The sequence below is a fragment of the Streptomyces sp. NPDC021080 genome (assembly GCF_044333225.1).
GTDB lineage: Bacteria > Actinomycetota > Actinomycetes > Streptomycetales > Streptomycetaceae > Streptomyces.
In genome coordinates this window covers 496,445-511,217 of sequence record NZ_JBIRQM010000003.1, presented here as the reverse complement: position 1 = coordinate 511,217, position 14,773 = coordinate 496,445, and the positions used below count along the sequence as shown (strand labels likewise).

Sequence of the window (14,773 nt, the reverse complement as noted above, 5' to 3'; positions counted from 1 at the left end):
CCGGGCGACGGGCCGGGCGGCCGGGGCCGGGGAGACGGACGCGGGCCGGCCGGGTCATGGGGACCGGACGGCCCGCCCCGCGCCGGGACGGGTCGCGTGCTCCAGCGCCAGCAGGGCGGAGTAATAGCCGCGGCCCGTCGCGTGATCCATGCCCACCTCGCACATACGGTTGGCCGACAGATGCGCGTCGAAGTGGTGTGAGGTCACGTACGCCGCCTCCTCACGGGTGGCCGACTCGGTGAGTTCCCGGTGGAGCATGCCGCGGTCGCCCGCGAAGGCGCAGCACCCGGCGTCGTCGGGCACCACCACCTCGTCCGCGCACGCCTCGGCCACCGCGCGCAGCTGTGCCTCGTCGCCCAAGTGCCGCATGGAGCAGGTCGGGTGGAGCACGGCGGAGCCGAGGGTACGGTGCACGGTGAGGCGGGGGAGAAGCTCCTCCGCGGCCCACACCAGGGAATCGACGACCCGCAGCTCGGCGTGCAACTCCCGGTTGTCGGCGGTCAGATGCGGTACGACCTCGCGCGCGATGCCGAGCGTGCACGACGAGGCGTCCACGACGAGCGGCAGCCTTCCGCCGGCCGTCCAGCCCCAGGCCGCCTCGACGACACGGTTGGCCATCACGGCGTTCCCCGCCTCGTACCCCTTGGAGTGCCAGATCGTCGCGCAGCACGTTCCCCGTACATCCTCGGGAATCCACACCGGCTTTCCCGCGCGTGCGGAGACCTCGACGACGGCCCGCGCGAGCGACACGTCCCCCGGACCGCCGAAGACGCGGTTGACGCAGGCCGGGTAGTAGACGGCCACGGCCCCCACACGTTCGGTGCGCGGCATGACGGAGGCGGCGGCCCCGGGCATCCGCGGCAGCCACTCGGGCACGAGATCGGGGCGTACGGCCCTGCGGACCACCCGCGTCACGGCGTTCACCCGGTCGGCGCCGATCCGGTCCACGGCGGCGACGGCCAGCCGCGCGGAGGCTTCGAGCACGCGGAAATGCCGTGCCGCGAGCGCGGCCGCCCTCTCCTCGCGCGGCGAGTGCCGGGCGCCCCGGAACGTCCTCATCAGGGCGCCCGTGTCGATGCCGACCGGGCAGGCGAGCTTGCAGGTCGAGTCGCCCGCGCAGGTGTCGACGGCGTCGTATCCGTACGCCGTCAGGAGCGCGCCCTCGACCGGGGAGCCGTCGGGCTGGCGCATCATCTCGCGGCGCAGCACGATCCGTTGGCGCGGTGTCGTGGTCACGTCCTGGCTGGGGCAGGTCGGTTCGCAGAAGCCGCACTCGATGCAGGGGTCGGCGATCGCCTCGACACGCGGGATCGTCTTCAGGCCCCGGACGTGCGCCCGCGGATCACGGTCGAGCACGACGCGCGGCGCGAGCACGCCGTCCGGATCGATCAGCCGTTTCGTGCGCCACATCAACTCCGTCGCCCTGGGCCCCCATTCGAGTTCGAGGAAGGGCGCGATGTTGCGCCCGGTGGCGTGTTCGGCCTTGAGCGAGCCGTCGAAGCGTTCGACGGTGAGCCGGCAGAACGCGTCCATGAAGGCCGCGTAGCGCTCCACGTCGGCCGGCCTGGACGCGTCGAAGGCCAGCAGGAAGTGCAGGTTGCCGTGGGCGGCATGGCCCGCGACGGCGGCGTCGAAGCCGTGCCGGGTCTGGAGTTCCAGCAGCGCCTCGCAGGCCTCGGCGAGCCGCTCGGGCGGCACCGCGAAGTCCTCCGTGATCAGTGTCGTACCGGACGGACGCGCCCCGCCGACCGCCGTCACGAACGCCTTGCGGGCCTTCCAGTAGCCGGCGACGGTCCGCCGGTCACGGGTGAGGGAGTTCGTCACCGACGGCACCGGCGACACCAGCGGAAGTCCCTCCAGCACCGCGCGGGCCCGTTCCTCGTACGCCTCCCGCGCGGCCTCGTCCGGGGCGCGGAACTCGACGAGCAGCGCGGTCGTCGGACCCGGCAGATCCGCCCAGTCCGCGGGTACGCCCTCGACGGCCACCGAGGCACGCAGGGTGTTGCCGTCCATCAGCTCGACGGCCGAGGCGCCCGCGGCGGTGAACAGGGGCACGGCGGCGGCCGCGGCCGGCAGCGAGCCGAAGAAGAGCAGCGCGGCAAAGACCCGGCGGTCCAGCGGCAGGGTGTCGAAGACGACCTCCGAGATGAAGCCGAAGGTGCCCTGCGAGCCGACCATCAGGCCGCGCAGGATCCCGGCGGGTGTCGACCCGTCGAGGAAGGCGTCCAGGCGGTAGCCGTTGGTGTTCTTGATCGCGTACTTGGCGCGGATGCGGTCGACCAGCCCGGCGTCCGCCTCGATCTCCGCCTTGAGCTCCATGAGCCCGGCGCACAGGGCCGGTTCCGCCCGGGCCAGCCGCTCGTCGGCGTCCGGTTCCGCCGTGTCCACGACCGTGCCGGTCGGCAGCACGAAGGTGAGCGAGGCGAGGGTGCGATAGGAGTTGCGGGTGGTGCCCGCCGTCATGCCGGAGGCGTTGTTCGCGACCACGCCGCCGACCGTGCAGGCGACCGCGCTGGCCGGATCGGGGCCGAGCACGCGCCCGTGCCGGGCGAGTGCGGCGTTGACGCGGGCGACGGTCGTGCCCGGAGCGACCTTGACCCGCGCTCCGTCGTCCAGGATCTCGACGCCCTTCCAGTGCCGGCGGACGTCGACGAGGATGTCCTCGCCCTGCGCCTGGCCGTTGAGCGAGGTCCCGGCCGCGCGGAACACCACCTCGCGACCCCTGCCATGGGCGTACGAGAGCACGGCCGAGACGTCGTCGATGTCCTCGGGGACCACGACGACCCGCGGCACGAAGCGGTAGGGGCTGGCGTCGGAGGCGTAGCGCACCAGGTCGGAGATCCCGGTCAGCACCTTGTCGGCGCCGAGCAGGGCGATCAGGTCGCCGCGCAGCGGCTCGGGAGTCCCCCCGGCGCGGTCCCCGGGGACCCGGTCGGCCGCCGGGGCCTTCGGGCGGGTGCGGGGGCGCAGCTTGTCGGGGTCGGGCTCCAGCAGCGGCATCGCGGACCACTCCTCACACGCTCGCAGCGGCGGAGGGCGGTGCGTCGCGCCGGGCCGCCTCAGCGGCGGCGCACCGCCCCGAGCCCGCTCAGCACCGGTGTTCCACCCGCGGCATGCCGTCCACCAAGGTGTCCAGCAACCCGCCGAGCACCTCGCGCTGCTCGTCCGTCAATGGAGCCAGGATCTCCTCCGCGGCGCCGCGGCGCGCGGCGCGCAGCTCCCGCAGCGCCTTGCGCCCGTCGTCCGTGACCTCGATACGGATCACCCGGCGGTTGGTGGGATCGGGCACCCGGCGCACCTTGCCGCTCGCCTCCAGGCCGTCGACCAGCGTGGTCACGGCACGGGGCACCACTTCGAGGCGCTCCGCGAGATCGGCCATGCGGGGCGGTGAGGCGTAGTGCGCGAGGGTGCGCAGCAGCCGTGACTGAGCAGGGGTGATGCCCAGCTCGCGCTGCTCCAGATGGCGCTTCTGGATGCGGTGCACGCGGCGCGTGAGACGCAGCAGCTGCTCGGCGAGCAGGCCGTCGGCATCGGGGGTGGTCATGCGGGAACAATATCAGGATGCCGTTCATTGTGAGTATAGGTAACAATGAGCTAGGCTCCGGCAGTCGTCGGATCCTCACCGATGTCCCTGTAGTTCCCATTTCCTAGGAGTCCATTGCGCCCCGAACACTCCACCTGGAGCCCGCCGCCCGCCGACAAGGAACAGCCACGGCAGGTGCGCCGCATCCTGAGCCTCTTCCGCCCCTACCGCGGTCGCCTCGCGATCGTCGGCCTGCTGGTGGGCGCCGCGTCCCTCGTGGGCGTGGCCACCCCCTTCCTGCTGAAGGCGATCCTGGACACCGCGATCCCCGAAGGGCGTACGGGTCTGCTGACCCTGCTCGCGCTCGGCATGATCGCGAGCGCCGTCCTGAGCGGTGTCTTCGGCGTCCTGCAGACGCTGATCTCCACGACCGTCGGCCAGCGGGTGATGCACGACCTGCGCACCGCGGTCTACGGCCGTCTCCAGCGCATGTCCCTCGCGTTCTTCACCAGGACGCGCACGGGCGAGGTCCAGTCCCGCATCGCCAACGACATCGGCGGCATGCAGGCGACCGTCACCTCCACCGCCACCTCGCTGGTCTCCAACCTCACGAGCGTGGTCGCCACGGTCGTCGCGATGGTGGCCCTCGACTGGCGCCTGACCGTCGTCTCCCTGCTTCTGCTGCCGGTCTTCGTGTGGATCAGCCGCCGGGTCGGCAACGAACGCAAGAAGATCACCACCCAGCGCCAGAAGCAGATGGCGGCGATGGCCGCCACCGTCACCGAATCGCTCTCCGTCAGCGGCATCCTGCTCGGGCGCACCATGGGCCGGGCCGACTCGCTGACGAAGTCCTTCGCGGAGGAGTCCGAGGGCCTGGTCGACCTCGAGGTGAGGTCGAACATGGCGGGACGCTGGCGCATGTCCGTCATCGGCATCGTCATGGCCGGCATGCCCGCCGTCATCTACTGGGCCGCGGGCATGGCCCTTCAGCTCGGCGGCCCCTCCGTGTCGATCGGCACGCTCGTCGCGTTCGTCTCGCTCCAGCAGGGCCTGTTCCGGCCGACGGTCAGCCTGCTGTCCACCGGTGTGCAGATCCAGACCTCGCTCGCGCTGTTCCAGCGCATCTTCGAGTACCTCGACCTGCCCATCGACATCACCGAGCCCGAGAGCCCCGTCCACCTCGACCAGGTCAAGGGCGAGATCCGTTTCGAGGACGTCGAGTTCCGCTACGACGACAAGGGCGCCCCGACCCTCGAAGGCATCGACATCACCGTCCCGGCCGGCGGCAGCCTCGCCGTCGTCGGACCGACCGGCTCCGGCAAGTCGACGCTCAGCTATCTCGTGCCCCGGCTGTACGACGTCACGGGCGGACGCGTGACCCTCGACGGGGTCGACGTCCGGGACCTCGACTTCGACACCCTCGCGCGCGCGGTCGGCGTCGTCTCCCAGGAGACGTACCTCTTCCACGCCTCGGTCGCCGAGAACCTGCGCTTCGCCAAGCCGGACGCCACCGACGAGGAACTGCACGCGGCGGCCCGGGCGGCCCAGATCCACGAGCACATAGCCTCGCTGCCCGACGGGTACGACACGGTCGTCGGCGAACGCGGCCACCGGTTCTCCGGCGGCGAGAAGCAGCGCCTCGCCATCGCCCGCACGATCCTGCGCGACCCGCCCGTGCTCATCCTCGACGAGGCGACCAGCGCCCTGGACACCCGCACGGAGCGCGCCGTCCAGGAGGCCATCGACGCCCTGTCGGCCAACCGCACCACGCTCACCATCGCGCACCGGCTGTCCACGATCCGCGGCGCCGACCAGATCGTCGTCCTCGATTCGGGTCGCGCCCTCGAGCGCGGCACGCACGAGGAACTGCTGGCCGCGGAGGGGCGCTACGCCGCGCTCGTCCACCGGGACGCCCAACTGGAGCCGACGAGATGACGATATGCCGGGTTTGCGGGCAATAGCGCGTTACCGTGCCCGTTATGCAGACGAACACTCCGTCACGGAGCACGATCCGACTGACGCGCAGGGGGCGGGTCGCCCTCATCGCGACCGGCGCCGTCGTGGCGGCCACCGCCGTGGCGGTGCCGCTGCTGAGCATGGGTGACGGCGGGCGTCCGGCGTCGCTCGTCGTTCCGGAGGGCTGGCGCTCGGGACAGGTCTACGCCGCCGTCGACAAGGTCCTCCGGGTACCGGCGGGCACCACCAAGAAGTCCCTGGCGAAGGCCCACCTCAAACTCCCGAACGACGCCAGGGGCAACCCCGAGGGCTACCTCTTCCCGGCGACGTACCCGATCGGCGCGAAGGCGACGCCGGAGTCCCTGCTGACGTTCATGGTCGACACCGCGAACAAGAGGTTCAACGGAGCGCCGATCGCCGCGGGTGCGCAGCACAACGCGATGAACGTCTATCAGGCCGTCACCGTCGCGAGCATCGTGCAGGCGGAGGCGGCGACCAAGGCGGACATGGGCAAGGTGGCCAGGGTCGTCTACAACCGGCTGGCGCGCGGCATGCCGCTGCAGATGGACTCCACCATCAACTACGCGCTGAACCGCTCCACCCTGAACACGAGCGAGGCGGACACGAGGCTCGACAGCCCGTACAACTCGTATCAGCGCATGGGCCTGCCGCCCACACCGATCGCCAACCCCGGCGAGGAGGCGATGCGTGCCGCGGTCAACCCGCCCGCGGGCGACTGGCTGTACTTCGTCACGGTGAAGCCGGGCGACACGCGCTTCACGGCCAGCTACGAGGAACACCAGCGCAACGTGACCGAGTTCGACCGGCTGCACCACAAGAGCGCGTCGCCCACGGCTCCGCCCACGACCCCCCGGGCCGCTCTGCCCACGACCCCCCAGGCGGTTTCGCCCGCGGCTCCCCAGGCGGTTTTGCCCACGACCCCGCAGGCGGCCTCGCCCACGGTCACGTCCGTGGCGTCTCCCACGGTTCCTGCGGTGGCCTCGCCCTCGGTCCCCCCGGTGGCCCCGCCCACGGCCCCTCCCGCGGACACCCCCACGGTCGTTCCCACGAACTGACCCACGAACTGAGAGGCGTACGGGGCGTCACACGGCGACCGGCGCGTTCGCCGGCAACCGTCTGATGTCCCGTACGGCGGCCCGGCCGGCCCGGTTGGCACCGATGGTGCTGGCGGAGGGCCCGTAGCCGACCAGGTGGATCCGCGGATCGGCGACCGCGCGCGTTCCCTCGACCCGGATGCCGCCGCCCCGCTCGCGCAGCCGCAGCGGCGCCAGATGGTCGATGGCGGCCCGGAAACCGGTCGCCCACAGGATCACGTCGGCGTCCACGCGCTGCCCGTCCGCCCACTCCACGCCGTCCGGGGTGATCCGGTCGAACATCGGCCACCGGTCCAGCACGCCGTCGGCCAGCGCCTGCCGGATCGCGTCGTTCAGCGGCAACCCGGTGACCGAGACCACGCTCTGTGGCGGCAGCCCCCGCCGGACCCGCTCCTCGACGAGAGCGACGGCGGCCCGCCCGAACTCCTCGGTGAAGGGGCCCTCGCGGAAGACCGGGGGGCGCCGGGTGACCCAGGTGGTCCCGGCCGCGTGGGAGGCGAGCTCCATCAGATGCTGGGTGCCGGAGGCGCCACCGCCCACGACGACCACGCGCCGCCCGGCGAACCATTCGGGGCCCGGGTACTGCGCCGTGTGCAACTGCCGCCCGCGGAAGGTCTCCTGGCCCGGATAACGGGGCCAGAACGGACGGTCCCAGGTGCCCGTCGCGTTGATCAGCGCCCGGGCCGACCACGTACGGTCGCCGGCTTCCACGAGCAGCCGCCCACCCGTCCCCTCCCGGACCGCCCTGACGTCGACCGGCCGTTGCACCCGCAGGTCGAACGCGCGCTCGTAGGCGGCGAAGTACTCCGGGACGACCTCCGAGGACGGGCGGTCCGGGTCGGCGTCCGTGAGGTCCATGCCCGGCAGGGAATGCATCCCGTGCACCTTGCCGTACGTCAGTGACGGCCAGCGGAACTGCCAGGCTCCGCCGGGGTGCGGCGCGTGGTCGAGCACGACGAAGCCCGGTCCGGGCTCGAAGCCGGTGCGCCGCAGGTGATAGGCAGCCGCCAGACCGGCCTGACCGGCCCCGACGACGACCACATCGACCTCACGCGCGTTCACCCCGATGTCGTTCACGCTTCTACGAACCGGACCGGGCTCCGGGATCTTCCCGCCGGGCACCTCGCTGTGAGCCACCCGACGGACGAGCCGTCGCGGAAGCCCCCGGCAGCCGTTCGTCCAGGACCGGTGGCCGGGCGCCGCCGGCCGTGGGCGCCCGGCCACCGGGGGGCGTCGTCACAAGCCGGGATCCGGCGTATGGGAGAGGATTGAGGCATGTCCGATGCCTTCACCACGCAGGTCCTGCACATCTCCTCGGGTTCGTCGGAGGCGGTCGTCGACCTCACCCGCGACTGCGAGGCATTCCTCCGTGAGGTCGCGGCGGGCCGCGACGGCCTCCTGAACGTCTTCGTCCCCCACGCCACCGCCGGGATCGCCATCATCGAGACGGGTGCCGGCAGTGACGACGACCTTCTGACCGCGCTGCACTCGCTGCTTCCCGCGGACGACCGCTGGCAGCACCGCCACGGCAGCCCCGGGCACGGCCGCGACCACGTCCTGCCCGCCATCGTCCCGCCGCACGCGACCCTGCCGGTGGTGGACGGGAGCCTGGAGCTGGGGACATGGCAGTCGGTGTGTCTCGTGGACACCAACCGGGACAACCCGAACCGCGAGGTGCGGCTGAGTTTCCTCGGCTGACCGGCTGACCGGCCGGCCCCGGGCTCTGTGGATTCGAGTTCCGTGGACTCAGGCCCCGTAAGCCATGAGCGCCATCATCCCGGCCTCGCTGTGGTAGGCGTTGTGGCAGTGCAGCATCCACTGTCCGGGGTTGTCGGCGTCGAAGACGACGGACACCTGCGACCTGGGCAGCACGATGGTCGTGTCCTTGCGCGGGCCGGAGTCGCCGAGCTGGTACGTGTGGCCGTGCAGGTGCATCGGATGCCACATGTTCGTCGCGTTGACGAAGTCGAGTTGGACCCGCTGGCCCTCCTGGACGATCAGCGGATCCGCGGTCGGATTGTTCATGTCGAACCGCTTGCCGTTGATGGCCCAGTCGTACGCGCGCATGCTGCCGGTGAGTTTGATGCGCAGGACCTGGTCGGGTTCCTTGGTCTCCAGTCGTGCGCCGTCACTCGCGCGCAACTGGTCGGCGGTCACCATCCGGCCGTCCAGTTCGTCCGGCCGCACGGCCGGATCCGGCAGGCTTCCCGATCCGGTCCGCACGAGGGCCATGCCGGAGACGTCCTTGCCCTCGGCGAGCGCGACGAGGGGGAAGATGCCGTCGTCGAGGGTGACCAGTACGTCGTACCGCTCGCCCATGGCGACCAGCAGGGCGTCGACCTCCTCGTGCTCGACGGGGAAACCGTCGGTGTGCGTGATGGTCATCTTGTGGCCGCCGAGCGCCACCCGGTACGCGGTGTCGGCGCCCGCGTTGATGATCCTGAGGCGGACACGGCTGCCGGGCTTGCCGGTGTGGACGGCCGGGTCGGTCGGCACGCGTCCGTTGATCAGGTGGTACGGGTAGTTCACGTCCCCGGCGTCATGGCCGAGCAGCGGACTGGCGGTGCCGCTCAGCGTGAACCGCGTCGACACGCCGTCACCGGAGGGGGAGGGGGAGGGGGAGTGCAGGGAGGCGTACGAGGGCGCGTACGGGGAGGCGTGCGAGGGGGAGTACGAGGACGGGGAGGCGTACGGGGACGCCGCCATGGACGGGTGCCGCGACGCAGGCCGCCTCGGTCTGCCGCTGTTCATGTCCATGCCGGACATGCCGTGGCTGAGCTCGGCGAAGACGTCGTCGGGCGTGCCGGTCACACCGTCGAGCCAGTCGTCGAGGACGACGACCCACTCGTCGTCGTACGACAGCGGCTCCTTGGGGTCCTCGACGATCAGCGGCGCGTACATGCCGCGGTCGACCTGGACGCCCACGTGCGGGTGGAAGAAGTACGTGCCGGGTTTGTCGGCGACGAAGCGGTACGCGAAGCTCGATCCGGACCGCACCGGGATCTGCGTGACCGGCGGGACGCCGTCCATGTCACCGCGCAGCGAGATGCCGTGCCAGTGGATGGACGTCGTGGTGCCGCTGGGCAACTGGTTGGACAGCTCGGCGGCGAGCGTGTCGCCGGCGGAGATGCGGATCTCCTTGGCGGGAGCCTCGCCGTTGAAGGCCCAGGACTTGGCCAGGACGCCGCCGCCCAGATCGAGGGTGACGGGCGCCGCGGTCACGTTGAGGCTCCGGACCCTGCCCGTGGCGCTGCGCTTCTTCTCCACGAGGGCGACCTGGGAACCGGTGGGGCTGAGGAGGGAGGGAGTGTCGGGGGCGTCCTTGCCGCAGGCGGCGAGCAGGCCGGTGGCTGCCGCTCCCAGTCCGGCAAGGACGGTACGACGGTCGATGCTGTTCACGAAGAGTCCTCTTTTCGATGCGCGACACGCGTGACGGGGCGGTCCACACACGGCTGCGGCGGCGTCAGTGGACGCGGGAAGCCGTGGGGACGTTGCCTATGTGCGCGGTGAGGAGGGGAGCGGCGGGCCGGGCGACCGATTCCGGCACGGCGTGCGGCCCGCAGGCCGGCATCGCGGCGACGGCGGGGCGGGTCATCTCGCGAGGGAGCGGCACGGCGGCGGCCGGGCGCAGGGCGACGAACGGACCGCGAACCCGGCGGGCGGCGCCATCGAACCGGGCCCGGGGCAACTCTCGTACCGTCATCAGGGGCGTCCGCACTTCCTGCGAGCTAGGACCGCCACCATACCCTGCACGGGTATGCGTGCCGTGGAACCGCCGACCGGGAATCAGCCGAATGCGGGCACGGGCCGGAGCGGCCGCTACTTCGACGGGATCTTCTGCTCGAACCAGACGACCTTGCCGCTGCTCACCCGTGTCGCGCCCCAGCGCAGGGCGAGTTGATTGACCAGCTGGAGGCCGCGGCCGCTCTCGTCCCCGAGTCCGGGCTGCCGCATCCTGGGCACCTGCGGCGAGTCGTCGGTCACCTCGCAGCGGAGCACGTCGGTGCGCAGCAGCCGCAGCGAGAGGGGCCGCGAGGCGAACCGCACGGCGTTCGTCACGATCTCGCTGACCATGAGTTCCGTCGGGTCGACCAGGGCCTCGAGACCCCAGCGGCGCAGGGCCCTGCGGGTCAGCCGGCGCGCCTGCCCCGCGGTCATCGGGTGCGGGGCCAGGAACCAGTAACCGACGCTGTCCGGAGGGAAGCCCTCGAACCGCGCGGTGAGCAGGGCGATGTCGTCGTCCCGCGTCCCCGGGCCCAGGGTTCCCAGGACGTGATCGCAGAGCACCTCCAGCGAGGCGAGCCCCCGGGCGGTGCTCTGGAGCCGGACCCGCAGTGCTTCGACGCCGCTTCCGATGTCCGTGTCGCGGGATTCGACGAGCCCGTCGGTGTACAGCACCAGGGTCGCCCCGGTGGGCGCGGCCATCTCCACCGACTCGAAGACGACGCCGCCGACGCCGATCGGAGCGCCGGGCGGGATCCCCAGGACCTCGGCACGTCCGTCCTCGTGGAGCAGGACCGCGGGCGGGTGGCCGGCGTTCGCCATCAGCAGGCGGTGCGAGATCGGGTCGTAGATCGCGTAGAGGCAGGTCGCGATGTGGTCGCTGCCCAGCCGCTGGGCCTGTTCGTCGAGGTGGTGCAGGACCTCGTTGGGCGGCAGGTCGAGACCGGCGAGGGTCTGCACGATGGTGCGCAGCTGGCCCATGATCGCGGCGGAGGTCATGGAGTGGCCCATGACATCGCCGACGATCAGCGCGACGCGGTTGCCGGGGAGGGGGATCGCGTCGTACCAGTCGCCGCCGACCTGGGCGGTCTTCGAGGCGGGCAGGTAACGGCTGGCCAGCCGGATGCCGGTGGGTTCGGGCAGTGACGACGGGAGCATGGTGTGCTGGAGGGTGTCCGCCACGGCTGCCTCGTGGCCGTACATCACCGCTTTCTGGACCCCGAGCGCGGTGTGCGTGGCGAGCTGCGAGGCGACGAGCAGGTCGTCGCCGGTGAAGACGGGGCGGTGCGTGCCCCGGAGCAGGACGACCGTGCCCATGACGTGATGGCTGCCGTGCAGGGGCGCGATGATCAGGCGGTGGCCCGGCGGCAGCGCGCCCGGCGGGTCGGTCCCCGCCGCGAGCAGCTCGGCGACGGCGGGCGCGTTGCCCGGAGCGTCACCGAACGCGGGGCGCCCGTCCCGCAGCAGCTCCGCGAGCCGGCCACCGCCGCCCGGCTCCACGCGCTGGGCGACTTCGGGGAGCGGGGACGAGGCCGCGTCGGCGTACGAGGCGGAGTCGGCGTGCGGGGCCGACGGCACCGCACGTTCGGCGCTGTGCAGGCGCAGCACGAGGGGTGCCGCCGACCGTTCCGTGCCCACGGGCAGCGGATCGGCGAGGTGGATGAAGACCGCGTCCGCGAACGCCGGTACGGCCGCCTGCCGCAGTTCCCGGAGTGTCTCGTCCAGATCCATCCCCCGGGCGATCCGTCGCGTCGCCACATCGAGGTACCGGAGACGGTCGGTCTGCGGCGCGCGGCCGTCCGGCACGGCGGCGGGCGGGAGGAGGCCCCGGGGCGGGGCGGTCCCCTCGTGGGGGGTGTGGTGCTCGGTCACGCGTTCTGTCCCGTCCAGTGGATGGCGCGGTCCGCGGCTCGGACTCCGCCGCCTCAGTCACCCCGCCTGCAGCACAGGAACACCTGCTCCTCGGGCGGGACATCGGTCACCGCGGGGGCGTACGTGTACGAGGTCTCCTTGACGATCTCGAAGCCCGCCTCCTCGACGACCCTGTGCAGGTCCTCCCGCAGATAGCCCGAGACCCTGATCGTGTTCCCGAGGAACGGGATCGCGAAGTCGTCCACGTCGGCCTCGACCATCGACAGGACGAACAGGCCCCCGGGAGACAGCAGATGACGAATGGTCAGCAGGGCGAGGGGAATCTCCTCGCGCGGCAGCATCAGCAGCGAGAAGAAGGCGGCGACGGCGTCGAAGCGGCCGAGGTCGCGCGGACCGCCCGGGCGCAGATCGGCGAGGTCCAGCTGATGGAACGTCGCGCCGGGCACGTAGGAGCTCGCGAGCTCCACCATGCCGCCGGAGAGGTCGACCCCCACGACCTCGAACCCGGCGTCCGTCATCTGGCGCGCGGTGGGCACCCCGGTGCCGCAGCCGAGATCCAGGACCCGTGCCCCCTCGCCCAGCGATCCGATCAGCCACTCGCCCGCGGTGACCTGCCCCTCCTTGTGCGGAAAGGCCTCGTCGTAGCGGTCGCCGATGGCGTCGAAGGCTTCCGCCTGGCCTTTGCGGTCGAGCAGGACGCTCTCGTAATCAGTCCCACGATTACTGTTGATCACGAAAGGAACCTTTCATGAGGGGCTGTCGAAGCAGTCCGAAATGCGGAGGAAAGAGGCCGTGACGGAACCTCCGAGCCGTGTCTGTCGCTCAGGAGACGTCATTTCGAGACGATAGTCGTTCAGCGTTCGTCGGGATGCCCGAGTGACCGAAACTGTTCGGCCGGCGGAACGGTTCCCGCGTACCTCGCCCGGCCGCTGACGGCATCCGAACTCCGTCCGAACGGAAGCGGGTTGAGGTGCCCGGGTGGTGCCGACACGGCTGGAATCCGTCCGGCGGAATCGAGCGGTCGGAGCGATGCGCGGCGACAACTCGCCCCCGTGTCACGTGACATGGCGGAGTCGGCGTGTCTTGACCGGAGTCGAGGATTCGGTACGGCCGTACTCCCGACCCTCCGTGCCGGCCCACCGGACGGTGCCCGCGTGGCGGCCCCCTCGGTCCGACGACCCCCTCGGTCCGACGGCCCCTCGAGCCCGGTGGGGCCGATCCGGCCCGCTTCCCACCCTACCGAAATGTCCCATTCATGGAAGGATCGAGTCGTGCCCCCGGCCCGGGCCCGGAACGGGCCCGCCCCGGCCTGTCTCCCGGCCGCGGACACCGGGCTCGCGGCACACGCCCACACCCCTGGGGACCTGGAGGTTGCCGTGTCCGTGCACCGCGTCGGCCTGGTCGTCCACCAGGGGCGGACGGCGGCCCGCGATGTCGCCCGCGCCGTGCACGACTGGTGCGACGCACGGGGCATCCGGTGCACCGAGATCGACGTCTGGGCTGGGGACCAGCGACGTCGCGGCGGGCGCGCGGAGGCGGAAGCGGCCGGAAACCCGGACCTCGTCGTCACCCTCGGCGGCGACGGCACCTTTCTGCGCGGTGCCCGGATCGCCGTCAAGAGCGGTGCGACCGTGCTGGGCGTCGATCTCGGCAAGGTCGGCTTCCTCACCGAGGTGCCGGCGGCCGACGTCACCCGGGCGCTGCAGGCTGTCCACGAGGGGAAGGCCGCCGTCGAGGAACGGATGACGCTGACCCTGCGCGCCTCCCGGGTTCTGGAGATCCCCGGAGGAATGGAGGCCTTCCTCTGCTACGGGCGGGGCCCCGTCCTGCCTCCGCCGCAGGTCGGAGCCGAGGCGGCGGAGGGCGACGGCTGGGGGGTGGCGCTGGACGTCACGGCCCTGAACGACGTCGTCGTGGAGAAACTGGCCCGGGACCGCCAGGTCAGCGTCGGCGTCTACATCGCCGGCCGGCGGCTGGCCTCCTACTCGGCGGACGCCTTCGCCGTCGCCACCCCCACCGGATCGACCGCCTACAGCTTCGCCGCCGGCGGCCCCGTGCTCTCCCCGCACATGGACGCGGTCGTCTTCACACCGATCGCGCCGCACATGACCTTCAACCGCAGCGTCGTCGCCGCGCCGGACGAGCCCGTGGCCCTGAGGGTGCTGCCCCACTCGGGCCAGGCCGCCGTCAGCATCGACGGCCAACCGCGCGGGGTGCTCGACCCCGGAGACTGGATCGGGGTCTTCCGGGCCCCGCAGCGGGTGCGGCTCATCCGCCTGCGCCCCACCGACTTCTACGGCCGGCTGCGCGACCGCTTCCGCCTCACCGACGCACCGGCCACGGCGGCCGACGCCGAACCCGCCCCGTTCTTCCGCCCCGACAACCCCGTCCCCCCGGACCTCGCGGGACTGCGCCTGCCGCCTCCTTCGGCGGCTCGGTGACGGTGGCCGCGCCCGGCACATCGGGTGGAGGAGGCCCGCGACCGGGCGGAGAGGCCCAGGGCCGCCGGGTGCGACAGACGTCCCGGATACGGGCAGAGGCGTATTCGCCCCTCTTCACCCGTTGGCCGGTACGGATGGCGATC

General features: G+C 72.0%; 10 protein-coding genes and 1 pseudogene. 4 read left to right on the top strand and 7 right to left on the bottom strand.

Going from position 1 to position 14,773, the window contains the following annotated elements:
• Positions 1-54 precede the first annotated feature (54 nt).
• Together ACH4S8_RS09540 and ACH4S8_RS09535 are read right to left on the bottom strand one after the other, a co-directional pair.
• Positions 55-3,000 carry an FAD-binding and (Fe-S)-binding domain-containing protein gene (locus ACH4S8_RS09540; RefSeq protein ID WP_398392125.1) on the bottom strand — a complete coding sequence of 982 codons (2,946 nt, stop codon included), beginning with the start codon at positions 2,998-3,000 and terminating at the stop codon, positions 55-57.
• 88 nt (positions 3,001-3,088) lie between these two features.
• Positions 3,089-3,544, bottom strand: a complete 456-nt coding sequence (locus ACH4S8_RS09535; RefSeq protein ID WP_398392124.1) for a MarR family winged helix-turn-helix transcriptional regulator — start codon at positions 3,542-3,544, stop codon at positions 3,089-3,091.
• Positions 3,545-3,658: 114 nt separating this feature from the next.
• On the opposite strand from ACH4S8_RS09535, the gene ACH4S8_RS09530 reads away from it, so the two are divergent.
• Both ACH4S8_RS09530 and mltG read left to right on the top strand, forming a co-directional pair.
• Positions 3,659-5,458 (top strand): ABC transporter ATP-binding protein, encoded by a 1,800-nt coding sequence (locus tag ACH4S8_RS09530; RefSeq protein WP_398392123.1) that lies wholly within the window; start codon positions 3,659-3,661, stop codon positions 5,456-5,458.
• Between the two features lie 44 nt (positions 5,459-5,502).
• Positions 5,503-6,336 (top strand): annotated as a pseudogene (mltG, locus tag ACH4S8_RS09525) (endolytic transglycosylase MltG); the annotation flags it as partial.
• 246 nt (positions 6,337-6,582) lie between these two features.
• Here mltG and ACH4S8_RS09520 read toward each other — a convergent pair.
• On the bottom strand, positions 6,583-7,671 hold the full coding sequence (locus ACH4S8_RS09520; RefSeq protein ID WP_398392122.1) for an FAD-dependent oxidoreductase: 1,089 nt from the start codon (positions 7,669-7,671) through the stop codon (positions 6,583-6,585).
• A gap of 198 nt (positions 7,672-7,869) precedes the next feature.
• On the opposite strand from ACH4S8_RS09520, the gene ACH4S8_RS09515 reads away from it, so the two are divergent.
• Entirely contained in the window at positions 7,870-8,292 is a 423-nt protein-coding gene (locus tag ACH4S8_RS09515; protein WP_398392121.1) for a secondary thiamine-phosphate synthase enzyme YjbQ, read from the top strand.
• A gap of 48 nt (positions 8,293-8,340) precedes the next feature.
• Here ACH4S8_RS09515 and ACH4S8_RS09510 read toward each other — a convergent pair whose 3' ends face one another.
• The 4 genes from ACH4S8_RS09510 to ACH4S8_RS09495 form a co-directional block, all read right to left on the bottom strand.
• Complete coding sequence (locus tag ACH4S8_RS09510; RefSeq protein ID WP_398392120.1) at positions 8,341-9,993, bottom strand: multicopper oxidase family protein; 1,653 nt, start codon at positions 9,991-9,993, stop codon at positions 8,341-8,343.
• Between the two features lie 64 nt (positions 9,994-10,057).
• A complete protein-coding gene (locus ACH4S8_RS09505) occupies positions 10,058-10,297 on the bottom strand; it encodes a hypothetical protein (RefSeq protein WP_398392119.1) in 240 nt (79 codons plus the stop codon).
• 116 nt (positions 10,298-10,413) lie between these two features.
• Positions 10,414-12,048 (bottom strand): SpoIIE family protein phosphatase, encoded by a 1,635-nt coding sequence (locus ACH4S8_RS09500; protein WP_398392368.1) that lies wholly within the window; start codon positions 12,046-12,048, stop codon positions 10,414-10,416.
• A gap of 194 nt (positions 12,049-12,242) precedes the next feature.
• On the bottom strand, positions 12,243-12,923 hold the full coding sequence (locus tag ACH4S8_RS09495; RefSeq protein ID WP_398392118.1) for a class I SAM-dependent DNA methyltransferase: 681 nt from the start codon (positions 12,921-12,923) through the stop codon (positions 12,243-12,245).
• Positions 12,924-13,565: 642 nt separating this feature from the next.
• Here ACH4S8_RS09495 and ACH4S8_RS09490 point away from each other — a divergent pair.
• A complete protein-coding gene (locus ACH4S8_RS09490; protein ID WP_398392117.1) occupies positions 13,566-14,630 on the top strand; it encodes an NAD(+)/NADH kinase in 1,065 nt (354 codons plus the stop codon).
• The last annotated feature ends 143 nt before the right edge of the window (positions 14,631-14,773 follow it).